A 24,887-nucleotide genomic window follows, 5' to 3' on the forward strand; every position below is an offset into this window, starting at 1 on the left:
TTTTCCTCCTATGTATAAAGGAATTCTTTTCTCCCGCAACTCTCATATCTCCCTGAGTTTGCACATATCAAGCAACGTATTAATGAAGGATTACTTTTAGAAGACATCCAAAAAAACCAACGATATAAGAGATGGTGCCGAAGGCGGGATTTGAACCCGCACACCCCGGAGGGCGCTAGACCCTGAATCTAGTGCGTCTGCCAGTTCCGCCACTTCGGCACGTGAGTGCGATTATCATCTTTTATAGAAATGCGGTCAAGTTGTCGTTATTCTGTTGTTGAGGTTCTCTTGTACGCATCCCATTCGAGCCATTCTTCCTGGATGAGATATCGGCGTTACAAGAATGAGGGAACTTTTCGTAAAGTTATCCTACGCTGGTAGGCTGAGGAGAAGGGCCCAGAAGAGTTTCCAAAAAGGCTTGTGGCCAGCGGCCAGGAGAAGATGTCGTCCCAGGTTCTCCAGGTAACAGGTCGGAGGTGTCACCACTGAGAATGATTCGCTCACGAATGGTACCAGTGGCAGCAAGCAAAAGTGGTGCAGGGATGCGTGGGGCATCATCAATAACCAGTAAATCAAACGGGACTTTTCGGAAGAGCGGGTCGGTAAGGATGCGGCCCGGGGTGCAGGTCATGATACGTTTGTTTTGTGCGAAAGCTTGGCGGTTGGTGCCTTCTCCAGCGGACAGCATTTCCCGAATTTTTTTTGTGCCGCCCAATCGTTTGATTTCTTCTTTTAATTCGTCGTATTCCGGCCGCAGGTTTTTAGGAACGGTTGCTTCGGGGATTAATTCTTTAATTCGCGTTTGTGCTACTTCGACTTCTTTCATGAGTCCAAGGATTTTGCCTTGGTAAATTTCCCGGTATTCGGCCAGGGTCTCGATGTTCTTGCCCGCCACCTGCATACTCATCCGTGTCCAAATGGGAAGGGCCTCATAGTCCCGGAGAGTTTTATCGATATTTTTGACTTTCCCTTGCCAGTCACTGAGCTGTGTGAGTAATCGCCATTCCAACAATTTCACTTCGTTCAGATCTTTTTGCTTGTCGCGTTTGTGGGCCAGAATTGGAGTCAGTTCCCTGAACCGGTCATATTTTTTTCGTAGTGAGACTTTTTTGGCGTTGGCCTTGGCAAAAAAATGAGACATTTGTGCTTCAAAGCCAAAGTCCTGGAGAAGCATCCCTCCCGCATCTTTTGCTAAGGGTAGTTCATACCGACAGAGCAAGCTTCGGTAGGGCAAGGCCGCCATTTTTAAGGCGTGTGCGACCGCACCAGTTAATCCATCAACTGTGTGATGATCGGGAGCCACCAGGAGAATTCGTTTATTTTTCCGAACCTGATCAACGATTAAACTTGTTAGCTTTGTCCAGCGTGTTTGCCGGGTGTCTCCCCAGATAGTCGTCAGCACTGTAGTCGGAATGCTGTCTCTTGCTATTGTTTGATTGGAGTGCGGTTCAGGGTCCAGCCAGGGCACTAATCGTTCGGCAGGCCCAAGTGTAAAGGAATCAGGTTTGCTGGCCATGTCGGCCAACCGTGTGGCCCCGGTTTCGAGGAAACCCGATGTGTCGGGAATGAGGGTGCACCGACTGAGGGTTTGGCCGACGTGATCAAATGTTTGGAGTATGAGCGATCCATTTTGCCACCCCAGAAGATAGCCTTCGGTCGGTTCCATATCGTTGCCCGGCAACAATGTCATCGGGATGTCGGGTAGGAATGTACTTCCCGGAGGAACATCACAACTATAGAGGTGAAGGGAGCCGATCGTGCGGAGGTGTCGGGCTTGGGCAATCTCCAAAGGTGCGTCTAATCCACGGCTCATGGCGACTTCCCGTTCGCTATTGAGTTGGATTGTGGCTAAATTGAGAAGATCGTAGAGTTTCATGAAAATTATTGATTCAGTGCTGACAGTTCCAATAGTTCCTTGATACAGAGGGCGAGACATCCCAATCCTCCGGTGAGTGGAGTTCGATCAGCCTCACACCCTCGATTGTGTGCACATTCAAACAGGGCGGGTAGCTTGGGATCAAGAGGGAGAGGCTCAAGTAAATAGAGTATGAGTGCCCCGGAGTTCTCGGTTGAGAGGACGGCGACCCGTTGTCGGTGATCATCCTCAAAAATTACCGCTTGTGGGTTTGGAGCGACAAAGGGGCGGGCAACAGAGAGTCCGGTGAGTGGAATGGTTTGGACAATGAGTGAGTCCGGTGGGGTGAGCGGGCGATTGGAAAAGCGAAGGTTGAGGTCCGAGAAGGGTTGGAGTGCGAGTCCTTCTTCGTCCTTCATTCCTTCCTCGGCAATGGTTAATTGAGGAAAAACTAAAAGACCAAGGGCAAATAGGGTGAGAAGGAGAAGATTGAAAAGTGTGTTGGTTTGAAACTGACAGGGGTTGAGGTGGTTCATAATCTCACTATTCCGACCCAGAGAGTATGGCAAATGAAAAAGCAACCTGATCGTGTACCTTGGCTGTGATGTGTCGATGGTCTCTCAGTTTTGAGCCTGGGCAATCTGGGTAATGCTTAAGTGTTAATGTGTAGTAAGTATGGAGGAGCATAGCATATATTCGAAAGGGTTGTTTCAAAATTCTCTATGGAATTGTCTGGTTATCGTAAGCACGTCTGTGGGTTAACCTTCGAATATGAAGGAGAAGCATATTCTATGATATATTCGGCAATTACATTGACTTTTTCTACACCCAGTCTTAAGATGTTTCCCTTATTCGCTAGGCTAAGGAGACGTGTTTTATGAAGGTTATTTTGCAGGAAAATGTAGAAGGTTTAGGGTATTTGGGAGATGTGTTGACGGTGGCAAAAGGGTATGCACGGAACTATTTACTCCCGAGGAAAAAAGCGGTCGTAGCTGAAGAGCGACAGGTCAAACTGTTGCAGCATATCAAGCGGCAGATCGACCAAAAGGCCAAAAAAGAATTGGAGTCCTTAGGCGAGTCTGGGAAGAATCTGTCAAAAATCTCCCTGACGTTTGAAGTGCAGACCGGAAAGGACGATAAGCTGTTCGGATCTGTGACATCCAAAGATGTGGCCGAACGATTGGCTGCTCAAGGCGTGGAGGTGGACCGAAGGAAAATTCACTTGCCACAGCCTCTCAAGGAGTTGGGGACCTTTTCGGTTGCCATCAAGCTTCATCGGGATGTGGTTCCCAAGATTAATGTGACCCTTGTGAAGAAAGCGGCAGAAGAAGCTGCTCCTGAAGGGGGATCAGATAAAGATCAGGCCGATGAAGCGGTCGACGAGTAAGCGATGAGACATTCCGTCGGAACACTCAAAGCGATCCGTGACACTGATTATGAGGTGTATGCGGCTATCCGGGCTGAAGAAAAAAGACAGCGGGAAAACTTAGTTCTTATCGCATCAGAAAATTACGCCAGTCCCGCAGTCCTCGGTGCCCAAGGTTGTTTGATGACCAACAAATACGCAGAGGGGTATTCCGGCCGGCGATATTACGGCGGATGCCAACATGTGGATACGGTCGAGGATTTAGCCATTGCGAGAGCCAAAGAAATTTTCGGGTGTGAGCATGTCAATGTTCAGCCCCACTCGGGTTCCCAAGCCAATATGGCGGCGTATCTTTCGGTCCTAAAAACAGGAGATACCATCTTAGGGATGGATCTGGCCCATGGTGGGCATCTTACCCACGGCAGCCGTGTAAGTTTTTCAGGAAAACTGTTTCAGGCGTTTTCCTATGGAGTCGATCGGGAAACTGAGGAGATCAATTATGATGTGGTAGAGCGGCAGGCTCAGGAAGTCCGCCCTCGTATGATTGTTGTCGGTGCCAGCGCGTATTCCAAAATTATTGACTTCCCTCGTTTTCAGGCTATAGCGAAATCGGTTGGTGCGTACCTTCTTGTTGATATTGCCCACATTGCAGGTTTGATTGCGGTCGGGTTGCATCCAAGCCCGGTTCCCTATGCTGACTTTGTCACCACCACGACCCATAAAACATTGCGTGGCCCACGCTCCGGCATGATTATGTGCAAAGAAGAGCATGCCAAAGCTGTTGACAAAATGGTGTTTCCTGGAACCCAGGGTGGGCCGCTCATGCATGTCATTGCAGCCAAAGCGGTGGCTTTTAAAGAAGCCCTGTCTCCTGGATTTAAAACCTATCAACAACAAGTGCTGGCGAACGCCAAGGAGTTGGCTGAGGGCTTTTTGAAGCGCGGATATCGGGTGGTGTCTGGTGGGACCGAGAATCATTTGTTCCTCTTAAATCTGACATCCAAAGGCGTGACAGGAAAAGAAGCCGAAGCCGCTCTAAATGCCTCCGGCATTGTGGTCAATAAAAATGCGGTACCGTTTGATGAAAAACCACCGGCTGTCGCAAGCGGCATTCGTATTGGCACGCCGACCGTTTCAACTCGTGGCATGCAGAAACCCGAGATGGAGCAGATTCTCTCCTGGATGGATGAGGTCATCCAACATTCGCAGGAAGCGTCCCTTCATAAACGGATTCTGCGTGATGTCAAAGACCTGTGCTCACGATTTCCGATCTTTCATCCATACTAACCTTCCTCCACCGCCTTCCATCCTTAAGGTAAGGGCCGCTCTTTCGTGAAATGTCCTTTTTGCGACCAATTAGAAGATAAGGTCATTGATTCACGGACGGCCCGTGAAGGAGAAGTGATCAGGCGCCGTCGTGAATGTTTAGGCTGTAAGCGGCGGTTCACCACCTACGAACGAATCGAAGAAAATTTACCGATGGTGGTCAAAAAGGACAATCGGCGAGAGCCGTTTGATCGGGCCAAAATTTTAGCCGGCCTTAAAAAGGCTTGCGAAAAACGGCCGGTCAGTATTGGAGCGTTAGGTGCGGCGGTTGATCGGATTGAAAAACGTATTCAGGACCTTGGAGAAACAGAAGTTCCAAGCCGAACCGTCGGAGAAGAAGTCATGCGGGCCTTAAAAGAATTGGATCCCGTCGCGTATGTTCGATTTGCCTCGGTGTATCGTGAATTTAAAGACATCGATCAATTTATGGATACCATACGGGCTTTAACCCAAGACACCAGGGTGTCCTGAGCCATGTTCATTTGTCTGTGGCGGTGAGCGAGTCCCCCTGTTTTGTCCGCACCATAACGTGACAAGGGTAGGAATTTTCTCTTCGAAAAGATCTTCCACCTATTCCGATCATGAAAGTGGGTATCTATGCCATCCCCCAAACCCTCCGCCCGTTCCCCACGCCTCACCAAGCGTAGTCCCCGGCGATCAAAAGCAAAAGTGACCTCCAGCCGGGTGGCGATTATTGGTGGGGGGCATGGTGGTACCGCACTTATGGAAATTTTTGCGGAGGATCCCTTGGTGACCGTGGTAGGGTTGAGTGAAATCCGTCCGCACACCATGGGCGTTCGACTCGCAAAAAAAATCGGGATTCCTGTTCTTCGCCGCTATCAAGATTTGCTCAAGATCAAAGATGTGGATCTGGTAATTGACGTAACGGGCGATCCCGATGTGGAGAAAACCCTGCTTGAGTCGCATGCCCCACACTTGGCGTTGGTGGGGGGCGCGAGCGCCAAGTTTATGTGGCAATTGATTGAAGCCCGAATCCGGGCGTCTGCCGAAATCGAAAATACCCTCACCCGGTATCAATCGCTGTTTCGTTTGTATGTCAAAGAGGAAGCCGAAGGGGCGGTGGATGAGGAGCGGACGCGCATTGCCTGTGAGATCCATGATGGGTTAGTGCAAACCCTGGTGGGAGTGAGCCTGAAGATGGAGCGTGTCCGTGAATTGGTGGCAGAGGATCCCCCCAAGTGTTTGACGATGCTCAACCAGACGACCGTGCAATTGAAGCATGCCATTCAGGAGGCCAGGGAGGTGGTCTATAACCTTCGCCCGGGGCAATATGATCATTTAGCCTTTATTCCCGCATTGTCAAATTATCTGAAGGCCTATGAAAGGGAGCACCGGATACGGACTGAGTTTGAAGGGAGTGGGGATGAATCCCACCTTGATCCGAAGGCGAAAGTCTTTGTTTTTCGCATGGTCCAGGAAGCATTAAGCAATGTGGCCAAACATGCCGGAGCTACCAAGGTGATTGTAAAAGTCGCGCTTAAGAAAGATGTCTTGAAAGCCACCGTTACTGATAATGGCCAGGGCTTTGACGTCAAGGCAGAGGGGCAGAATCCTGAAAAATGGGATCATTTCGGAGTTAGAAGTATGACGGAACGGGCGAGAATGTTAGGCGGAAACGTGCAGTGGGTGTCGAAACCCGGCACCGGCACGAAGGTTGAAATTTTCATTCCTCTGGTATTAAAGGAAAAGGTGCCTTATGCCCAAAACGACTAAAGTCCTCATTGTTGATGATCATCGGGTGGTCCGTGAAGGGTTATGTGCGATTCTGGAAACTAAGGACGATATCCAGGTCGTGGGGGAAGCGAAAGATGGCGGAGAGGCTGTCGAACAAACCCGACTGCTTATGCCGGATGTGATTCTCATGGATGTCAGTATGCCGGGCATGACGGGGGTGGAAGCCACGCGAATTATTAAGCGGGAATTTCCTCACATCGGGGTGGTGGCCCTGACGATGTACGAAGAACAGCAATACATTTTCGATCTGGTGCGAGCCGGAGCCACAGGGTATTTACTTAAAGATAGTGATTCGGCGCAAATTGTGGCTGCTATTCGGACTATTGCCCGTGGCGAGTCTCTTATTCATCCATCGGTTGCCAGTAAAATTCTGGTCGAGTTTTCGTTGTTGTCTGAAGGCAAAGGCAAAAAACGGGGAATTTTGGAACACGATCTTACCGACCGTGAAATCACCGTGTTGCAATTAGTGGCGGATGGAAAAACAAATAAGGAAATTGCGAACGTCCTGGATCTCAGTGAAAAGACGGTCAAAAATCACGTCCGCAATATCTTTCATAAATTGCATGTGTTTGATCGAACCCAGGCGGCCATCCTGGCCATTCGTAAAGGCATCATCGAACTCGAACCTCGCAAGATGTAAACCGCGCCGCACGTCCATCCTGTTGGCTTCTTTTACGTCGTCCTTTTGTGGCGCGTGAATCCGCCGTTTCTTCGTTTTACCTTGCCCGCCTATTTTCGTCAGTGCTAACATGACATAAAGAAGTTTATCAAGGAGGAGTGAATGCAATGGCGAATGTGACCTTGTTGGTGTCCAAATCCTGTTCGGCCTGCCCAAATGCGAAAACGCTCTGGAAGGGCATGCGGGTTAAATATAGTTTCAGTTACCGAGAGATTGATATTACATCGGAGGCCGGTCAAGAACTTGCGGAACGACATGCTATTCGTGCCGTTCCCGCAACCCTGATCAATGGACGGTTGACCTTTATCGGGGTTCCACCGCGGGAGAGTGCGGAGAAGGCGCTGCAAGCGAAGGCGAAGCCAAAACCTAAAAAAGAGGAAACTGAGGAATAATCTCAGGACTTTTTCGCATAGCTTCTCTTATACATTTTCTGCGGAGATATCCGCCGCGAAGGATACACGAGGTTCTCACATGCCCAATGAAGATGAAGACGAAATAGAATTAGATATTGAGTTGCCCGTCCTTCCCAGGGTTCCTTCCGGACCTCCACCGGAATGTTCCTTCTGTGGTGATCCCATGTCCCTGATTGACGGGGATTGGAGTTGCCCTGATTGTAATGGCGAGCTCATAGGACCGGAAACCGGCTAGAAATCGGCCGGATTGGTCTTGTCGCCTGCCTCCGATCGAATGTAAAAGTCCGGATGTTCACGCTTGTCAGCGGCCCATTCTCTCCTCACCTCGAATCAGCTCTTGTCGAAACGGTCCTGCAGATCAAATCGGCCGATTCCCGCGCGCCGCTGGCCATTCTTGTGCCTTCGGATTCATTGCGAAGAAGGCTTCAGTGGTTATTGTGCGCCGAACATTCCTGTGCGCTCTTCAATCTCCATGTTCTGACGTTCCATCAGTTCGCTCTCCATCTTCATGCCGAGCAAGCGGCATTGGGTTCGCTGGAAGCGGAGGTGTCTTCGTTCGAACTTGTCGGCGACTTTTTCTATGAATACCTTCTAGCCGTACTTTTGGAAAAGAGTGGGCAAACTGTCGGACCCTTTGCCGATCTGCAAGGTTCATCAGGTCTCAGACAGGCCGTGTGGCGGAGCATTCGGGATTTGCTTGAAGCGCAAGTTGAGCCACGCCTGGCTCTCCGTGCGGTGGAAGAGGGGCTGTTCGACGAGATTGCGGTCACTCGCCTCGCTGGCTTACTGAAACTTCAGGAGGCCATCGTGAATGTGAGCCGACAATTAGGGGTGGGATTGCCGGAAGATTTGGCCAATTCGGTGATTCCCTGGGTAGCGGCGTCACCGTTTGTTGCCAGACTCTCGACGGTCATCTATTACGGCTTTTACGACATCACGCAAGTTCAGCTTTCGCTGTTAGAAGAAGTGGCTCGTACGAATTCCGTGAAGGTGTTCTTTCCCCTTACCGATCAACCTGCCTATCAATTTGCCCAACGATTTCTCGATCGACATTTATTAAAAGCCGGAGTGGTGTACCAGCCTCTTCAGGTTAGGCACGAACCGTTGGAATCAGCGAATCGGACGGAATCATCCCCGTCCGTGCAGGTGGTAAATGTGATTGGGAGCCAAGGGGAACTGGTTTTTACCTGCAAAGCCATTCTGCATGCGGTGGAAACGACAGGGCACACCTTTCATGAGATTGGGGTGGTGGCCAGAACTCTCGATCCATATGGGCTATTTCTGCGGCGGGTATTTGAGGAGCATCGAATTCCCTTTTCCACCACAGCGACTTTGCCTCTGTTGGAAGAACCGGTCGCTAAGATTTGGTGGCAGCTTGCCGGCTTGAGGGAAGAGGGGTATCCCTGGCAGGCCCTGCTGAATGTCGTGACTTCTCCCTATTATCGAAGCCCGTCGGTCAACGGATGTTCCACCCATGAACAAAAGCCAATCTGGAGCCAGGCCATTCGTCATTGGCGTCTTATGCAAGGTCGGGACGATTGGGAACGTCTTGCAGCTGTCGCGAATGACCCGGAAGCAATTGGTGACTGGCAGCGGAAGGTCGGATTGCCTCTGGAAGAGGCGTCTGTGGCTATACAACAGTGCGCGGACGTCGTGGGCCGCCTGATCGCCGATTGCCAGGCTCTTCCGGAATCAGGCCCGATTAGTGAACTGACCCTCGCGTTTGAAGCACTCGTGAATACGCATCTCTCCTTGCTTCAAGAAAAGACATCATCTCGAAAGGAAGAGCGTGATCAGGCCCATCAGGCAGGCCTTGCACAAGCATTCGAACAGGTCATGACGCAGTTAAAGCAACTGGATCGGGTCGGTACTCAGGTGACCTGGGGGGCATGGGTGGAGGTGTTTCGAGGAGCCTTGGAAGGGACAAGAATGCCTGTCCCGGGACAAAGCCCCTTAGGCGTGCAGGTATTCGATGCTATGGCGGCGCGAGGCCATGCCTTTAGAACTGTGTTTATTCTCGGAATGAATGATCAGGTCTTTCCACGTGTGGTTCGGGAGGATGCATTTTTGCGTGACGGGGATCGAAGGGTGTTGGCGGAAAGCCTTGGATATAAAATTGATGAAAAATTGCATGGATTTGATGAAGAGTCTTTGTTGTTTGCGTTGCTTCGGCACTCAGCCCGTGACCGGGTGTATCTCGTCTATCAACGTTCCGACCACAAGGGGCGTCCGCTGTTGCCGTCTCCTCTCCTAAACGAATGCGTGAAAAATGTCCCGGGCTGTTCTGAGTCGGAGATCAGTGTGCCATTGCGTGTGGCTGAACGGGTGAGAATTCCATACTTTTCTCCTGGTGAAGAGACCGGACAGGAAGCGCGCCTGCGGTATCTGCTTCAGGGGCGGGCGATCCAAACAGATTCTTTGGGGCCATCGTTCTGGTGGAAATTGCTACGCCATGGACTCAAAGCGGTGGCTGCTCTTGAAAGAACGTCCACAGGCGCGGGATCGTATGATGGGATCATGGCCGTCGAAGGGACTCATTGGCAGGAGCTCTTGTCCCGAGGATTGTCACCGTCAGCGTTGGAACACTATGCTCAATGTCCTTTCCGGTATTGGATGGATCATGCTCTGCATACACGGAATGTTCGAGAGGCCATTTCGCGGGAAATGCCTAGTCGGGTTTGGGGAGAGTTGGGGCATGCCATTCTTCGACACGTCTATCGCTATCTCATCGATCATAAATGGCCGGTCTCTTCGATAGAGTCCGATCATCTCTCTTCCTTGATCGCCTCGACCATTAATCAGGTATGCGATAAATATGCGACACACTACGGAAAAGGGTATGTGGTCCTGTGGGAAAGAATGAAAACGCAATTAGGTGCTGTGGTATTTGCGATGATCGAGCATGACCAAGAGGAGTACGTCGATCAGGCCATGGTGCCGGTGGATTGTGAGATAGGGGCCGAGGGAGAGATTGTCGACGGGGTGCCGGGAGGCTCGACCTTGCTGAAAATTCATGGACGAGTGGATCGCGTGGACCGGCAGTCCGATGGCCCAAGGACTCGTATTGTGGATTATAAATTTGCGGGTGGTTTGGCGACTCGAACAGAACACCCCGATCTCGTCAATGAAGCCTTGCGTGGTCGACGGTTACAACCTCCTTTATATTCACTGATGTCTACCTTGAGCCTGGCCGGCCATCCCGGAGAGCATTCCAAAGAAATAATGTCGCCACATCCTGCGATGCATTCCGTGGAATTCCGGTTTATCCGTCCATTGCAATCTGCGCCTCTCACGTTCTCATCGTTTCACAGTTCGATCTGGGCAACGCCAACGGGTGATCAATTATTGCGGACTATTCGTCGTTGGATCGAAGGCATACGCACCGGGCAGTTCTTTGTTCTACCTGGTTCCTATTGTCGTGACTGCTCGTGGTCGGTGGCCTGTCGGTTTCAGCATCATCCATCGTGGGTGAGGGCGTATGGAATTCCCTTGGCGAAGGAATTTCGGCAAGGGCGAAAGCAACGGGCCACCCATGAGTAATCTCGAGCGTCTTCCCGATGCCGATGCGCGACTGATGGCGGAAACCACGTTTGATCGTAATGTGGTTGTGCTGGCCGGGGCCGGGACGGGTAAAACAACGCTGTTGGTGAATCGACTAATTCATGCGCTTCTGAGGGAGCCTCACCCGTTACGCCTGACCGACATGTTGGCTCTGACCTTCACGAATAAAGCTGCGAATGAAATGAAAGCGCGGCTTCGGGACCGGTTGCATGCGCTGCTGGCTGATTGTGAGGCGGAAGCCGGAAGTGTGGGTTCCGAGAGCACAGACCTGGAGGAGTTCAAACAACGCTATCATGTGTCCACGGCGCATGTGAAAGGGAGACTTCAAGTCGCCTTGCGTGATCTGGAGAAATCGCAAATTGCCACGCTCCATAGTTTTGCGGCTCATGTCCTTCGTCTGTATCCCTTAGAAGCCAGGGTCGATCCGCATTTCCATGAGGATGAAGGGATTCAATTTCTTGAGACATTTCAAAATGCGTGGGATGCCTGGCTTGAACAGGAATTAGGTGGGCAAGGTTCGGCGCATGCCCAGTGGCAGGACTTGCTCAATCACATGGGTTTGCATGAAATTCGATCCTTTGCCTTTTCGCTCTGTCAGGATCAGATTTCTATTCCTGAATTGGATCAGCAAGTGTGTGCCGAAGGTTTCTCGCCGGCCTTTCGGAAGTGGCTACAGAGTAAACAGCATCAGGTCCGATTATTGCTGACGAAATACGATCGCGCCAAACCTCGAAAAATTGAGAAGCTCTTATCTCTTGCTGAACGTGTGTTTGATCGAGTGGGGTATGGGGAGTCACCAATGAACTTCAATTTGTCTGGTGAAGAGAAAGCCCTGGTTGATTCCACCATTGGTAAGGCCCCGGGAGAGTGGGATGCGTCGGATTTTCAAAATGCCAGGCTGGCGATTCAAGCTGCGCAACAGCTGTTGCAGGTCAATGAAGCCCTGTTGGGAAAGGTCCTTGATGTGCTTGGGCCCTTTGCCGAACGAGTTCGCCAAAGTTTTTCGGCGAAGGGATGGATTCGATTTGATGGGCTCTTGATCCGGGTCAGAGATCTCCTACGGGATCATCCCATGGTCAGAGAGCAATTGAAGAAGACCTATGCGGCCATAATGGTTGATGAGTTTCAGGATACTGATCCGGTTCAATATGAAATTTTACTTTATCTGGGTGAAGGCCCAAATGAGTGCGGGAGGATTTGGCGGGATATCCGGCTTATGCCGGGGAAGCTGTTTATTGTTGGTGATCCCAAACAATCGATCTATGCCTTTCGGCGAGCTGATATCGAGGCGTTTGATCAGGTCGTGAACAAAGTGACGCATGATGGAGGGATCGTGTGTACTCTTCTGACCAATTTTCGTAGTGATGGGGCCATTCTTGAAGCCGTCAATGCGGTGTTTGACCGGTTATTCATTCCACAAGCCAATGTCCAACCCCCCAATGTCCCCCTGGCGGTTGGACGGATGCGAGAGCCGGGCTCCGGCTCGACAGGAATGGAAGTCTGTGTGATGGCCAATCCTCAAGGGGAGGACGAATGGGATGCTGAGCGGGCCACACGGGTGGAAGCCGAATGGTTAGCGGGGTGGATTGAGGAACAATTGCTGCCGGGAAGCCAGTGGGTCATGGAGAAGGGAGTGAGAACCTCCTTACGTCCCGGGCACGTCGCGGTGTTGTTAAGAAAGTTTACCAATGCGCAGGTGTATCTTGAAGCGTTGCAGCGCCACAACATTCCTTGCATGGCCGATGGTGAGCGGCATTTTTACCGGCGTCAGGAAGTGATTGATGTGGTGAATGTGCTTCGCGTCCTGGATGACCCCACCGATGCTCTGGCCCTTGTGGGCATTCTCCGTTCTTCGTTAGGCGGGCTGACGGATCGGGAGATTATGGATGTGATGAAACTTGGCCCGTTGGATATCCGGCAGGCTCAAAGACTTGATGCATGGGCAAATTCACAGCAGGCAGTCATTCAGGGCCTTTTCCAGCGGCTGGCCTGGCTTCATGCCCAGGCAAATCGACTCCCTCTTCCGGAATTGCTTGATCACCTGTTTCAACAACTTCCTCTCGTGGAATTGGCCGCCGCCTCGAGCCATGGTGAGCAGGCGGTGGTGAATGTCTGGAAGCTTCGTGACCTGATGAGTGAACAGGCGGCCATTCCTTCTCTATCGTTTTCTGCCTGGGTGGAGCGATTGGTTCATTCCCTCATGACCCATCCTGCAGAGCCTGAGGCTCCATTGGCCGAAGAGACGTTAGACGCGGTGCGTGTCCTAACGATTCATAAGGCCAAAGGACTCGAGTTCCCCGTGGTGATGTTACCCGGGTTGCATCAGAAAGTTACAGGACTGGATCGCGGGGCACAGATTACATTTGACTGGATTAGCGGCTTGTACGGTTGTACATTGCCTCCTATCTGGAATACAGGCCAGGTGCCTCTGTGGGAAAAACAACGGATTCGGGAAGCCGCCGAACAGCGACGTCTGCTATATGTGGGAATGACCAGGGCCAGGGAGCGCTTAATCTTATCAGGGGGCATACTCCCGAAAGTGGGTGGGGAGAGCCTTTTGAGTCTTATCCAGGGGATTGTTGAAGGAGAATTAGGGAATCCAGACCTGGATATTGTGCGGGTGGGAGGATTCTCCATCTCTCACACCGTCGTGACGCCCGCGGTGTTGAAATCATGGAAGCCCGCACAGCATCATTCTGATCCTGAAGGTAGCGGTGAGGTGGTGATATCGATGCCACAGTGGGACACACGTGAAATGAGATGGCAAAAGACCAATCAGGCGGAGGCTTATGTCAATCCCTCCATGCTGCATCAGGCGAAATCAGCCCAGGAGAGGGGAAAGAGGGGGCAAAGTTCACGTGGCACCGGTCAGCGTCTCGGAATTTTGATGCATCGAGTGCTTCAACGGTGGAATTTTCAGCGTGAGCATGAAATGGTTCAGAGTGCGCTCGTTGATTTTTGTGAACGCCAGTTACCAGACCAGTCAGGGTTGGATAAAAGTGAGGTAGTCAGAGAACTTGAAATGCTCTTTGATCACTTTCTCGGTTCACCGGGGTATCGGGAATTGCAGAGGGCAACTATTCTTGGTCGGGAGGTTCCATTTGCGGTGCCATGGCCTGTCGGGCAACATGAGTCTTCTTTGCCACGGACCTGCGTGATGGAGGGAGTGATGGATGTGGTCTATGAAATTGATGGCGACGTGTGGGTTGGCGATTATAAAACGGATCACGTATCCTCTCGCACAGTGGCGGAGCGCGTGGAGACTTACCGGGAACAAGCGCAGGCCTATGCGCGGGCCGCACGCCAATGCTTGGGTCCTGCGGTTAAAGGGTGTAAACTCTTTTTTATTCGTCTCGGTGAAGTGGTCACGGTGAATGTAGGAACCGAGGGAAATATGTTTCAACATGAACAATAGATGACAAGAAGGAGGGAGCGATGAAGAATTGGAGGATGAAGGTATGCGTTGGGGTCTATTTCATTATGATGGCGGCAGGAGGGTGCGCATCTGACAAACCAGCGCCGTTGACAGCCTTGGCCCCTCCTCCAAATGTGGAAACCCAAGTGTTGCAGGTTATGACCGAAGGCAAGCGCTTATTTGACGAAGGCCGGTGGGAAGCGGCACGGCAACAATTCCAGGTTGCTGTCCAACAACAAGCTGATCTGGCGGAAGCCCACTATAATCTTGCGTTGTGCATGGACAAAATGGGCGATCAAGCCGGAGCAAAGAAACATTTCATTGAGGCTGCCAACCTTGCTCCCGGTGATAAGGTGATTTGGAATTCCCCACCGCTTCGACGGTATGGCAATGTTCCCGATGCCCCTGCGCAAGCTACTTCGGCTCCGGTCATGCCGGGATTCGGTGGGGGAGCGACTCCAGGCGGCGGGGGTAGGGGTTTTTAAGCTGTTTTTGGGGGATTTCTCGGAATCTGATAAGAATGCATGAAGTGGGGGAGGGTTATGCCTGTTTGTATCCCCGAACAATCATGAAGACGCCAACGGCAACCATCGGGATACAGAGTAACTGACCCATCGTGATCCACTGGAAGATAAACCCTAAATGACTATCCGGTTCACGGAAAAATTCTACAAAAAATCGAGCGACTCCATATCCGCAGATGAAGGTCCAAAATATGGTTCCCGGTGGGGTTGACCGGCGGTTGATAACCCATAAAAGAGCAAAGAGTGCAAGGCCTTCCAAGCCTGCCTCATAGAGTTGCGAGGGGTGTCGGCACTCCGGGCCGCCATGAGGGAACACCATGCACCATTCGACGTCGGTCGGCCGCCCGAATAATTCTCCGTTGATAAAATTCCCCATCCGTCCAAAGCCCAACCCGATTGGAGCCGCTCCTGCGGCTAAGTCGGCGATGGGCCAAACAGGAAACCCGCGGGTTTTGCAAAAGATCCAGATCGCGATACATGTTCCGATCAGCCCGCCGTGAAATGACATTCCCCCTTCCCATACCGCAAAAATTTTGAGGGGATGGTCCAGATAAAAGGGGAGGTTATAAAACAACACATATCCCAAGCGCCCTCCGAGAAAGACGCCAAAGGCGGCATAGACAATAAGATCGGATAATTGTTGTGGTGGGAGAGAGATATTCCTCGTGGCGGCTCTGGACTTGATCAGCCAATAGGCTCCTGCCAATCCCAGGAGGTACATGAGACCATACCATCGAAGTGCCAGGGGCCCGATACGAAAAAAGACCGGATCGATATCCGGATAGGGGAGCCGCGCAAGGTCCGCCAAAATGGAGACAGGGTCGAGGGCCATCATCCGGTAACGTGCTTTACTTTACGACCGAGGTGCCCGGAAGACGTTTGCGCTTCTTCTAAAGGAGAACCCTCAGTTGGGAGCCAGATGGAAAGATGGCGTACCGCATGCTTCACCAGGGGCGAGCCTGTTGGGAGAACCTCGTTCTTTTTGGAATGTGGCAAAATGTCTATCGGCAAGGGTTTGTGGAGCAGAATAGGGTTGCCTTACACTAACAGGAACGGGTCCGGTCACATTGTTCGGAAGATATCACATTATCTTCCTACCATAAATGCGGATGAAAGAAAAGGCGTGTGGGTGGTAATCAGAAGTCGGTATCTTGACGAGAGGCATGGACATCATGGGTGAACTGGTATCATCGTCTCGTTCGAATGGTGCGGAAATCATTCTGGATTGCATTAGTGACGGAGTGATTACGATCGACCTGCAGAAACGTGTGACCTTTTTGAATCGGGCGATGCAGAAGATGCTCGGGTACAACGTCGATGCGGCGGGGACACTTTTAGCCTGTGATGTCCTGATCCAAAGCAACATCTGCTCGACTAAGGAATGTGTCCTGGAACGGGCGCTTCAGGGAGAGCGGGTGTCGAATTTTGAAGCGATGGTTCGTCGACGTGATGGCGTACATATTCCGGTGAGCATCAATACTGATTTTTTATTGGACAAGGAAGGAAAGCTGATCGGGTTAATCGAAGTTATCCGTGATATCTCACTGGTTCGCGAGTTGAGTGCCAGGGTGGAAGAGGTGTCGGAGCTTAAGCATCGGCTGGGAGAGCAGACCAAGCTGGATAATATGGTGGGTCGATGTCCACGCATGCAGGACATTATGGCGAAATTGCCGATCATCGCCGCTTCCAAATCCTCCGTGCTCATCACCGGAGAAAGTGGAACCGGCAAGGAATTAATTGCTTGTGCGTTACACGCCCACAGCCCGAGAAAGGATGCCCCTTTCGTTGTGGTGAATTGCTCAAGTCTATCTGAGGGAATTCTGGAGAGTGAAATATTCGGTCATGTCAAAGGGGCATTTACCAACGCGTATTTTGATAAACCGGGCCGGTTTGAAATTGCAAATGGTGGGACGATCTTTCTTGATGAAATCGGGGAGATGAGTGTCGCCACCCAAGTGAAATTATTGGGAGTGCTTGAGCGGGGACAGTTTGAGCGGGTTGGGTCCAATGATACGGTTTCGGTGGATGTGAGGGTGGTTGCGGCCACGAATCGGAATTTGGAAGAAGCCGTTCAGCAGGGACGGTTTCGAGAAGATTTGTATTTTCGTATACGAGTAATTCCGGTTGTGCTGCCCCCCCTACGGGAGCGACCGGGAGATATTCCCCTGCTCGTGAATCACTTTCTTGAGAAATTTAATCGCGAAATGGGCAAGCATATTGTCAGCCTGTCTCCGCAATGTTTAGCGGCACTCAGTCGGTACCCGTTTCCCGGCAATATCAGGGAACTTCAGAATATGATTGAGCATGCCTTTGTGTGCTGTGAAGTGGATACGATCCAATTTGAGCATCTTCCAGCCGACCTCCATCGGTATTGTTGGGAACATCGGGAATGGACCGACTCTGAATCACTGGAGGCCCTGGAACGACAAGCCATTTGCCGGGCGTTGGAAAAGTCTGGTTGGCGGCTGAAGGAAGCTTCTCAACAGTTAGGGATTGGTCGATCGACCTTATGGCGGAAGGTCAAACAATTTGGAATATCTCAAACAACTTAAAAACGTTTCATTTTGGGCTACATTGTTACCTAATTGTACTATTTGCATTAAAATGATATATTTTCAATATCTTATACAGATTTAATTCATGATATATATTTGTGTCAGTTTCATTCTGAAACGTTTGTAGAGGGGTGCTTTATATAAATTCTTTAGTTATCAGTTGCTTGTGCGTGATTTTTTACGGCATATGGATTGCTTTTCATAAACAATCAGATACGCATTGATTTTATTATTTTTTTCCTGTGAGAAGGAGTGCTTGATATGGATTGTCCGCGTTGTCAGGGAATAATGATTCAAGATAAGTTTGGTGATGTGGCTGATGAATCCGGGGCCATATATTTTTCGGGTTGGCGGTGTATTACCTGTGGGGAAATTTTGGATCCGGTGATTTCTGAAAATCGTCGGCACCATCATGAACCCCTCATCGGTCGATCGCGTAAAAAGTTTGCCACGCAACTAGGGTAGGTGTTGCTGCCCGTCGTTCTTCTTTTCGTAACCCTAAAGTCAATTGTGCATGTGTGGTGGGAGACCCGAAATCCTTTTGAGTCCATGAGGGTTTCGGGTTCTCTTTGATTCATGGTCTAATGGTATGGTGAGAAGAGGCAATGGTAGACCGCGTTGCTTATCTGAAAATTATTATGAGTGTCTGTGACATAAGGAGATTATTGAATGGCTGCTGAACAAAACCCCGCCGGTCCCGCGACCCCACCCAATCAACCTGAAGGCAACCCATTGCCGGGCGTGAAACACATTATCGCGGTGAGCAGTGGTAAAGGCGGAGTCGGCAAATCCACGGTCACCGTCAATTTGGCCGTCGCGCTAAAGCAGCAAGGCTATGCGGTAGGATTAATGGATGCGGATGTATATGGACCGAATATTCCTCTGATGATCGGGGTGTCAAAAGAGCCGGGAAAGGATGGGGACAAAATTCTGCCTGCTGAGGGACAGGGAGTGAAAGTCATTTCCATGGGATTTTTTGTGCCGGAAGACACTCCGGTGGTATGGCGGGGACCCATGGTCCATTCGGCGATCCAGCAATTTTTTCGTGATGTGGTCTGGGGGGAACTCGATTATTTACTGATCGATTTACCGCCCGGGACGGGAGATGTGCCTTTAACGTTGTCGCAATTAGTGCCGTTGACTGGAGCGATTACCGTGACCACTCCGCAGGAAGTGGCTCTACAGGATGTGAGAAAAGGCATGACGATGTTCAAAAAAGTGAATGTCCCGTTGCTCGGGGTGATTGAAAATATGAGTTATTTTGTCTGTGGCCATTGCCATGAACGGACAGAAATTTTTTCCACAGGCGGTGGGGAACGTGCCGCTCAGAAATTTGAGATCCCATTTTTGGGACGAATTCCGATTGATCCGGCCATCCGGGAGGGGGGAGATAGAGGTACTCCAATTGTCAGCAATGATCCCTCGTCGCCCCAAGCCCAGGCCTTTCTTCAGATTGCCAAAACGCTGACGGCCAATATCGACCAAGCGGAAAGAGGCAATGGGGACGCTGCCCCCTCCATTTCCAGTTTACTCAAAAAAATTACCGATCCTTTGAAGAAATCTTAAATGAAAGCCTATTAATGTCGAGGAGAACCTATGGCGGAGTTAGTGCGTATCGCGAAAATAGATGAAGTGGAAGAGGGAAAAGGAATGGTGGTGGAAGCCGGTGAGAAATGTCTGGCCGTGTTTAACGTGGATGGAGCCTTCCATGTCATCGATAATACCTGTCTCCATAGAGGCGGTCCTTTAGGTGAGGGCGATGTCGAGGGGGAGACCGTGACCTGCCCCTGGCATGGGTGGGAATACAATGTGAAAACCGGACATTGTCTGACTAATCCCTCCAGTCATGTGAGATCCTACCCGACCGTTGTTGAAGATGGAGAAGTGAAAGTCGATCTGTCCTAAACATAGAAAAGGCCATCTTGTAGTGGCACGGTGGCCATGAGCGGCCATCCCACATCACAAATGGCGGGAGATTTGCGGGTTGTAACAAGGCCCATACGACCACATCTCCGTCTTGTGTGGCATTCCCCGCATGAGTCAATACGATCTTTTATCATGTTTTCTTGGCTCAGTCAGATCCAATCAGACAGTTAACCCGCATGTCTGGTCATGGCCGCCGTCTCGTGTTTCTTCCCCTTCCCCATATTAAATGACAGAGAGCTTATTTCACCTCCGGTGTCATGATTTTTGGATACCAATCAATCAGGCATAGCATCCCCTTTGGGTTCTTGATAACATTGAGTCATTACACCGTTGGGTTGATTTAGACTTCTATGTTTGTCAAACGTCTTTTGCTGTTCATCCCGTTGACTCTAGTCCTTTTTCTGGTTCAATCCTATTTTTGGGTTCCTACCTATGAGCACCAGGCTGCCGGTAACCCGGATCGCTTAGTCACCTATATTGAAGCGTCCAGCGGGGACGCCAAAATTCTCAATCCTATCTTGAACGCGGATTCGGCCAGCTCCAATATTGTGAGCCACGTGTTTGAGGGGCTGCTGGATTTAGACGAAGACTTGAAGCTTCGGAGCCGATTAGCCACCGATTGGCAGATTACGGAACGAGCCTACCTCCTGGTCAACCCGCATCACCGTTTTCCGGATGGGACGGAAGTGACAGGGAGCAAGCTTTTTCAGAAGATTCATCAGGCATGGAAGGCTGGAACCATTGAGGGGTTGCAGGAGAGGGTGCAATCCATTGAGTTATTACCTTCCGGCCAACGATCGGAACCCATCTCACTCTTGCTGCCCAACGCGGAAGGCAAACCTCAGCTCAAAGAACTCTCCGTGACCATTGACGTACCGGAACGAGTGGCATTTACGCTTTCGGAGGTGGACCAGGATTTATTTGATCGCTTAAAGCCGGTTCTTGGTGAGCGGTATTTTGAGCACTTTCCTTATGACGAACTGATTCATCCTCAAGAACCGGTTCCCAAGGATTTGGAGAAACCCCTGCGGGCCAAATTCCCCGATATTCTTCCCGTGGGCGAGCATAACCCCACCATCCTGTTCCATCTTCGCCAAGGGGTGAAGTTTCAGGACGGGCATGTGTTCGATGCGGGAGATGTGAAGTTTACTTATGAAGCCATTATGAATCCAAAAAATTTGTCTCCACGGACTCCGGACTTCGAGCCGATTAAAACCGTGGAGATTGTGGATTCGTCGACAATAAAAATTATCTATAAGCGCCTCTATTCCCCGGCCATCAATGCGTGGACGATGGGGATTCTTCCCGAGCATCTTCTCAATGACGAGGCGTTAACCCGCGAGAAACAGGGGCGAGGATTATCGGAGGAGGCTCAAAAGACATTCGGGATGCGAGAGAGTCAATTCAATCGACACCCGATCGGCAGCGGGCGCTTTGAGTTTATCGAATGGCAGGGAGATGAATTTATTCATCTTCGACGGTATGAGGACTATTGGGAAGGTCCGGCTGAATATCATGAGTATTATATGCGCATCATTCCCGAACTGTTCACACAAGAAGTAGAATTTCGGACCGGCGCGATAGATTTTTATGGCGCGCAACCTCATCAGGTTGACCGGTATAAAAACGATCCCACCTACCAATGGTTTAGCAGCCTGGGATTTGCCTATACCTATATTGGCTATAACAACCGAAAACCGTTATTTGCCGATCCGGAGATCAGGACAGCCCTGGGGATGGCGATTAATGTCGACGAGATCATCACCTATCTGATGTATGGCGAAGGTGAACGGACGACCGGACCCTATCCCCGGAATACCGAATGGTATGATCAGGCAATCCAACCTCTTCCCTACGACCCTCAAGGAGCCCTCGCGATCTTTGAGAAGGCCGGATGGAAAATGAATAGGGAGGGATGGCTCGAAAAAGATGGGAAGATATTTGAGTTTAATCTCATTACAAATAACGGGAATCCTATCAGAAAAAACTTGATGACCATCGCGCAGAATGCCTGGAAAAAAGTCGGCGTTAAAGTGAATACTCAGGTCTTCGAATGGGCCGTGTTTCTGAACGATTTTGTGAATACCGGAGACTTTGATGCGGTCGTGTTGGGCTGGAGTATGGGCATTGACCCCGATCTCTATCAGATTTGGCATTCCAGTCAGTCGGGTCCACAACAATTAAATTTTGTGGGGTACAATAACCCGCGGGCCGACGCACTTATTGTCCGGATTCGCCAGGAATACAATAGAGATCGACAACGACAACTGACGCATGAGCTTCATCGGTTGATTCATGAGGACCAACCCTATACCTTTCTCTACGCGCCGTTGAGTACACGTGTCTTGGATAAGAAAATCGTGCTGGTCGAAAAAGGGCCGGATGGGAAAGAGCAGTTTAAAAAGATTTATCCCACCAAAAGCGGGGACATCACGTTTTATTTCCATAAATGGCGAAAGTTGGAGTTGACGCCGGACTTTTAATAATGCGGTAACACGGGTCTTCACTGTATAGCAGATCGATCATGTGGAATTTTATTATTCGTAACATCGCCCAACGGTTGGTTCTGCTGATTATCGTGTCCTTTCTGGCCCATTCGGTAATTCATTTGGCTCCCGGGGAACCCAGTGAAGTGGATCCGATGAATCCCCGTATGAAACCGGAAGATATCGCCAAGATTCGGGCGGCCTTTCACCTGGATGATCCGCTGTATGTGCAATATGTGTATTGGATTCGTGATTTAGCCACGGGCGAATTGAAATCTTTCAAGGACAGCCAACCGGTTCTCCCGAAAATTTGGAATCGGTTTCTCAATTCCTTGCCTTTATTTATCCTGGCTACGATTCTGGTGTGGACATGGGCGTTTCCTACCGGGATTTACGGGGCGGTGCATCGAGGTGGAATCTATGACCGGTCCACCGTGTTTTTGTCCTATGCGCTTATCTCGGTTCCAGGGTTTTTTCTGTCGTTTATAGCCATAATGTGGGTGGTGGGGTGGTTGGGAGTGCCGGTTATCAGTATCAAAACATTCGGAATGGAGCATGCCCAACCCGCCTATCAGTGGATGGATCGGGTATGGCATTTGGTCATTCCGTCCATCATGACGGCGATCGGCGGGATTGCCATTCTGTCCCGGTATGTCCGATCCCAAATGCTGGAAGTGTTGGGCCAGGATTATGTCCGGACGGCCAGGGCGAAAGGTCTTCAGGAAGATACCGTGATTTATGGGCATGCGTTGGGGAATGCTCTGCTGCCGTTTGTGACCATGTTCGGTCTTCTGCTCCCGGGGTTGATTGGCGGGTCGGTGATTTTTGAGCAGATTTTTGCCTGGCCGGGGTTGGGACGGTTAGCCTATGAAGCCATTCTTTCTCGGGACTTTCCCATCATCATGACGCTCAACTTTATCGCCGCAGTCCTGACCTTATTGGGCACCTTAATCTCCGATATTCTCTACGCGGTGGTAGATCCGAGAATTCGTCTACATTAATTATGAGAGTTGAGGTCCGGGTCAATCATGAATAATCCGAAGGTCGGTGATCGACGCAATGTTGATTTGGTCTCGCTTGATGCAGAGGGACTGGCCCCGCAGGAGACGCCGTGGGAGGAATTTCTTCGGATTTTCACAAAAGATTACCAGGCTCTCTTCGGTTTTTGGATACTCGTCCTTCTGTTGCTCACGGCATTGGCCGGGAAAGCCTTTACCGAGTGGTGGGTACTCTTCGATCCTGAGGTTGTCCGGCTCACCGACAAATTTCTTCCTCCGCTGTCCTCACCTTCTCCTGACAGTATTCCGACGGATAGGCCCCTTGGTGGAATCTATCTCATGGGCACAGACGAATTGGGGCGGGATGTATTTGCCCGAATGTTTCAAGGTTCCTTCGTGTCCCTGTCCATTGGATTTGTGGCCGTGGGAATTTCCCTGGGAATTGGTATCCTGTTAGGAGGCCTGTCCGGTTTTTACGGGCATGTCAAATTGTGGTTTATCACAGTGGACACGCTGATTATGCGATTCACTGATGCATGGATGTGTTTTCCCACATTTTTTCTCATTCTTACAGCAGTAGCCCTTCTCCCGCCCAGCATTTACACCATCATGATCATTATCGGATTATTTAGCTGGATGGGGACGGCCAGGTTTGTCCGGGCTGAATTTTTGTCCATTCGGGAACAGGACTATGTGACCGCAGCCAAAGCCTTAGGGATCCCGGAGGGCCGGATTATTTTTCGTCATATGGTGCCCAATGCCCTGGCACCGGTGTTCGTATCCGCTACAATTGGCGTGGCCTCCGCGATTTTGACGGAGTCCGGATTAAGTTTTTTGGGCTTCGGGGTTCCTCCGCCGGATGCCACTTGGGGCAATATCCTATCGGATGGCAAAGGATTCATTTTTGATGCGCCGTGGTTGTTCTTTATTCCGGGTATGGCGATTTTTATCGTCGTGCTGGCCTTTAACCTTGTTGGAGAAGGCCTGCGTGAGGCCTTAAATCCAAAATTGCGAAGCCGGTAAATGGAATCTCGCGTACACCCACTCTTACAGGTGTCCAACCTCCGGACCTCCTTCTTCACCGACAAAGGAGAAATCAAAGCCGTCGATGATGTGAGCTTTTCCATTCGAGGCGGGCAGACGCTGGCCTTAGTGGGAGAGTCGGGCTGTGGAAAGTCCGTGGCGGCTCTCTCGATTATGCGACTGATCTCTTCTCCGGGACGTGTGATTGGCGGCACGATTCAGTTTAAAGGTCAAAATTTGTTGGATCTTTCGGAAAAGGACATGCGCCGGATTCGGGGAAAGTCCATCGGCATGGTCTTTCAGGAACCTATGACATCGCTGAATCCCGTGATGTCGATCGGCGATCAGATCGGCGAGGTGTTGAAAATTCATACGACCCTTTCGGATCGCGACATTCGGAAAGAAGTGATCAGCTTGTTGGAAAAGGTCCGCATTTCCGCTCCCGAGCGCCGGCTCGATCAATACCCTCATGAAATGTCGGGCGGGATGAAACAGCGTGTGATGATCGCCATGGCCCTGGCCTGTCAACCTGATCTCCTGATCGCCGACGAACCAACTACAGCCCTGGATGTGACCATACAAGCGCAAATCCTGGACTTGCTGTCGGCTCTCCAAAAGGATATGGGTATGGCGATTCTCCTGATTACTCATAATTTGGGGGTGGTTGCACAATTTGCCCAGGATGTCATCGTCATGTATGCGAGTAAAATTGCCGAACGGGCAACGGTGAAGGAATTATTCCGGAATCCCAGTCATCCCTACACGAGCGCCCTTTTGAAATCGCTGCCTCGACCGGGGGAACGTCAGGCCAGGCTGGAAGCGATTCCCGGAACGGTGCCGTCCCCTTTACAGTATCCGGTAGGTTGTCATTTTTCCTCACGCTGTCCGGAGGTGATGGATCATTGTCCTCTACAGCCTCCGCCCACGGTGCAAGTAGGAGAGTCCCATGAAACCGTGTGCTGGCTGTATGACAAAAAAGAGCCATGATAGGACAGATCTTCATGT

Annotated in this window: 20 protein-coding genes and 1 tRNA gene; 17 read left to right on the forward strand and 4 right to left on the reverse strand. The window is 50.7% G+C overall.

Annotated features, from left to right (window positions below):
- Positions 1 to 132: 132 nt before the first annotated feature.
- The 3 genes from PP769_RS10575 to PP769_RS10585 form a co-directional block, all read right to left on the reverse strand.
- A tRNA-Leu gene (locus PP769_RS10575) sits at positions 133 to 219 on the reverse strand.
- 145 nt (positions 220 to 364) lie between these two features.
- Positions 365 to 1,936: a coiled-coil domain-containing protein gene (locus tag PP769_RS10580; RefSeq protein ID WP_312640019.1), complete on the reverse strand. Its 1,572-nt coding sequence runs from the start codon at positions 1,934 to 1,936 to the stop codon at positions 365 to 367.
- Positions 1,882 to 2,391 carry a hypothetical protein gene (locus PP769_RS10585; protein ID WP_312640020.1) on the reverse strand — a complete coding sequence of 170 codons (510 nt, stop codon included), beginning with the start codon at positions 2,389 to 2,391 and terminating at the stop codon, positions 1,882 to 1,884. The genes PP769_RS10580 and PP769_RS10585 overlap by 55 nt, the downstream gene beginning before the upstream one ends.
- 341 nt (positions 2,392 to 2,732) lie before the next feature.
- On the opposite strand from PP769_RS10585, the gene rplI reads away from it, so the two are divergent.
- The 9 genes from rplI (at position 2,733) to PP769_RS10630 (ending at position 14,855) form a co-directional block, all read left to right on the forward strand.
- Positions 2,733 to 3,242, forward strand: a complete 510-nt coding sequence (rplI, locus tag PP769_RS10590) for a 50S ribosomal protein L9 (RefSeq protein ID WP_312640021.1) — start codon at positions 2,733 to 2,735, stop codon at positions 3,240 to 3,242.
- A 3-nt stretch (positions 3,243 to 3,245) separates the two neighbouring features.
- A complete protein-coding gene (gene glyA / locus PP769_RS10595; protein WP_312640022.1) occupies positions 3,246 to 4,508 on the forward strand; it encodes a serine hydroxymethyltransferase in 1,263 nt (420 codons plus the stop codon).
- Between the two features lie 45 nt (positions 4,509 to 4,553).
- Positions 4,554 to 5,018 carry a transcriptional regulator NrdR gene (gene nrdR / locus PP769_RS10600; RefSeq protein ID WP_312640023.1) on the forward strand — a complete coding sequence of 155 codons (465 nt, stop codon included), beginning with the start codon at positions 4,554 to 4,556 and terminating at the stop codon, positions 5,016 to 5,018.
- 126 nt (positions 5,019 to 5,144) lie between these two features.
- A complete protein-coding gene (locus PP769_RS10605) occupies positions 5,145 to 6,281 on the forward strand; it encodes a histidine kinase (protein ID WP_312640024.1) in 1,137 nt (378 codons plus the stop codon).
- The gene (locus PP769_RS10610; RefSeq protein ID WP_312640025.1) at positions 6,265 to 6,942 is read left to right on the forward strand and encodes a response regulator transcription factor; all 678 of its coding nucleotides are present in this window, start codon (positions 6,265 to 6,267) and stop codon (positions 6,940 to 6,942) included. The genes PP769_RS10605 and PP769_RS10610 overlap by 17 nt, the downstream gene beginning before the upstream one ends.
- Before the next feature lie 146 nt (positions 6,943 to 7,088).
- On the forward strand, positions 7,089 to 7,373 hold the full coding sequence (locus PP769_RS10615; RefSeq protein ID WP_312640026.1) for a glutaredoxin family protein: 285 nt from the start codon (positions 7,089 to 7,091) through the stop codon (positions 7,371 to 7,373).
- Positions 7,374 to 7,682: 309 nt separating this feature from the next.
- Positions 7,683 to 10,934 (forward strand): PD-(D/E)XK nuclease family protein, encoded by a 3,252-nt coding sequence (locus PP769_RS10620; protein ID WP_312640027.1) that lies wholly within the window; start codon positions 7,683 to 7,685, stop codon positions 10,932 to 10,934.
- A complete protein-coding gene (locus PP769_RS10625; RefSeq protein ID WP_312640028.1) occupies positions 10,927 to 14,370 on the forward strand; it encodes a UvrD-helicase domain-containing protein in 3,444 nt (1,147 codons plus the stop codon). The genes PP769_RS10620 and PP769_RS10625 overlap by 8 nt, the downstream gene beginning before the upstream one ends.
- A 20-nt stretch (positions 14,371 to 14,390) precedes the next feature.
- Positions 14,391 to 14,855 carry a tetratricopeptide repeat protein gene (locus PP769_RS10630; RefSeq protein WP_312640029.1) on the forward strand — a complete coding sequence of 155 codons (465 nt, stop codon included), beginning with the start codon at positions 14,391 to 14,393 and terminating at the stop codon, positions 14,853 to 14,855.
- A gap of 55 nt (positions 14,856 to 14,910) precedes the next feature.
- Here the strand turns inward: PP769_RS10630 and lgt are convergent, their stop codons facing one another.
- Positions 14,911 to 15,726: a prolipoprotein diacylglyceryl transferase gene (gene lgt / locus PP769_RS10635; protein WP_376753438.1), complete on the reverse strand. Its 816-nt coding sequence runs from the start codon at positions 15,724 to 15,726 to the stop codon at positions 14,911 to 14,913.
- Between the two features lie 340 nt (positions 15,727 to 16,066).
- Here lgt and PP769_RS10640 point away from each other — a divergent pair, with 340 nt between their 5' ends.
- The 8 genes from PP769_RS10640 (at position 16,067) to PP769_RS10675 (ending at position 24,869) form a co-directional block, all read left to right on the forward strand.
- Positions 16,067 to 17,446, forward strand: a complete 1,380-nt coding sequence (locus PP769_RS10640) for a sigma-54 interaction domain-containing protein (RefSeq protein WP_312640031.1) — start codon at positions 16,067 to 16,069, stop codon at positions 17,444 to 17,446.
- 264 nt (positions 17,447 to 17,710) lie between these two features.
- Positions 17,711 to 17,914 carry a hypothetical protein gene (locus PP769_RS10645; RefSeq protein WP_312640032.1) on the forward strand — a complete coding sequence of 68 codons (204 nt, stop codon included), beginning with the start codon at positions 17,711 to 17,713 and terminating at the stop codon, positions 17,912 to 17,914.
- Positions 17,915 to 18,118: 204 nt separating this feature from the next.
- Positions 18,119 to 19,015, forward strand: a complete 897-nt coding sequence (locus tag PP769_RS10650) for an Mrp/NBP35 family ATP-binding protein (protein WP_312640033.1) — start codon at positions 18,119 to 18,121, stop codon at positions 19,013 to 19,015.
- A 30-nt stretch (positions 19,016 to 19,045) separates the two neighbouring features.
- Complete coding sequence (locus tag PP769_RS10655; protein WP_312640034.1) at positions 19,046 to 19,354, forward strand: Rieske (2Fe-2S) protein; 309 nt, start codon at positions 19,046 to 19,048, stop codon at positions 19,352 to 19,354.
- A 371-nt stretch (positions 19,355 to 19,725) separates the two neighbouring features.
- The gene (locus PP769_RS10660) at positions 19,726 to 21,858 is read left to right on the forward strand and encodes an ABC transporter substrate-binding protein (protein WP_312640035.1); all 2,133 of its coding nucleotides are present in this window, start codon (positions 19,726 to 19,728) and stop codon (positions 21,856 to 21,858) included.
- A 41-nt stretch (positions 21,859 to 21,899) separates the two neighbouring features.
- Positions 21,900 to 22,862, forward strand: coding sequence for an ABC transporter permease (locus tag PP769_RS10665; protein ID WP_312640036.1), 963 nt, complete (start codon positions 21,900 to 21,902; stop codon positions 22,860 to 22,862).
- Between the two features lie 27 nt (positions 22,863 to 22,889).
- Complete coding sequence (locus PP769_RS10670) at positions 22,890 to 23,882, forward strand: ABC transporter permease (RefSeq protein ID WP_312640037.1); 993 nt, start codon at positions 22,890 to 22,892, stop codon at positions 23,880 to 23,882.
- The gene (locus tag PP769_RS10675; protein WP_312640038.1) at positions 23,883 to 24,869 is read left to right on the forward strand and encodes an ABC transporter ATP-binding protein; all 987 of its coding nucleotides are present in this window, start codon (positions 23,883 to 23,885) and stop codon (positions 24,867 to 24,869) included. It begins immediately after the preceding gene.
- Positions 24,870 to 24,887 lie beyond the last annotated feature (18 nt).

The sequence above is a fragment of the Candidatus Nitrospira allomarina genome, from assembly GCF_032050975.1.
GTDB lineage: Bacteria > Nitrospirota > Nitrospiria > Nitrospirales > UBA8639 > Nitrospira_E > Nitrospira_E allomarina.

Bases quoted from the DNA above. Each gene is read 5' to 3' on its own strand.
- PP769_RS10665 (WP_312640036.1), top strand. From the start codon at position 21,900: ATGTGGAATTTTATTATTCGTAACATCGCCCAACGGTTGGTTCTGCTG.
- PP769_RS10610 (WP_312640025.1), top strand. From the start codon at position 6,265: ATGCCCAAAACGACTAAAGTCCTCATTGTTGATGATCATCGGGTGGTC.
- PP769_RS10630 (WP_312640029.1), top strand. From the start codon at position 14,391: ATGAAGAATTGGAGGATGAAGGTATGCGTTGGGGTCTATTTCATTATG.
- PP769_RS10675 (WP_312640038.1), top strand. From the start codon at position 23,883: ATGGAATCTCGCGTACACCCACTCTTACAGGTGTCCAACCTCCGGACC.
- PP769_RS10620 (WP_312640027.1), top strand. From the start codon at position 7,683: ATGTTCACGCTTGTCAGCGGCCCATTCTCTCCTCACCTCGAATCAGCT.
- PP769_RS10645 (WP_312640032.1), top strand. From the start codon at position 17,711: ATGGATTGTCCGCGTTGTCAGGGAATAATGATTCAAGATAAGTTTGGT.
- PP769_RS10625 (WP_312640028.1), top strand. From the start codon at position 10,927: ATGAGTAATCTCGAGCGTCTTCCCGATGCCGATGCGCGACTGATGGCG.
- rplI (WP_312640021.1), top strand. From the start codon at position 2,733: ATGAAGGTTATTTTGCAGGAAAATGTAGAAGGTTTAGGGTATTTGGGA.
- lgt (WP_376753438.1), bottom strand. From the start codon at position 15,726: ATGGCCCTCGACCCTGTCTCCATTTTGGCGGACCTTGCGCGGCTCCCC.
- PP769_RS10640 (WP_312640031.1), top strand. From the start codon at position 16,067: ATGGGTGAACTGGTATCATCGTCTCGTTCGAATGGTGCGGAAATCATT.
- PP769_RS10660 (WP_312640035.1), top strand. From the start codon at position 19,726: ATGTTTGTCAAACGTCTTTTGCTGTTCATCCCGTTGACTCTAGTCCTT.
- PP769_RS10655 (WP_312640034.1), top strand. From the start codon at position 19,046: ATGGCGGAGTTAGTGCGTATCGCGAAAATAGATGAAGTGGAAGAGGGA.
- PP769_RS10615 (WP_312640026.1), top strand. From the start codon at position 7,089: ATGGCGAATGTGACCTTGTTGGTGTCCAAATCCTGTTCGGCCTGCCCA.
- PP769_RS10580 (WP_312640019.1), bottom strand. From the start codon at position 1,936: ATGTCTCGCCCTCTGTATCAAGGAACTATTGGAACTGTCAGCACTGAA.
- glyA (WP_312640022.1), top strand. From the start codon at position 3,246: ATGAGACATTCCGTCGGAACACTCAAAGCGATCCGTGACACTGATTAT.
- PP769_RS10605 (WP_312640024.1), top strand. From the start codon at position 5,145: ATGCCATCCCCCAAACCCTCCGCCCGTTCCCCACGCCTCACCAAGCGT.
- PP769_RS10585 (WP_312640020.1), bottom strand. From the start codon at position 2,391: ATGAACCACCTCAACCCCTGTCAGTTTCAAACCAACACACTTTTCAAT.
- PP769_RS10670 (WP_312640037.1), top strand. From the start codon at position 22,890: ATGAATAATCCGAAGGTCGGTGATCGACGCAATGTTGATTTGGTCTCG.
- PP769_RS10650 (WP_312640033.1), top strand. From the start codon at position 18,119: ATGGCTGCTGAACAAAACCCCGCCGGTCCCGCGACCCCACCCAATCAA.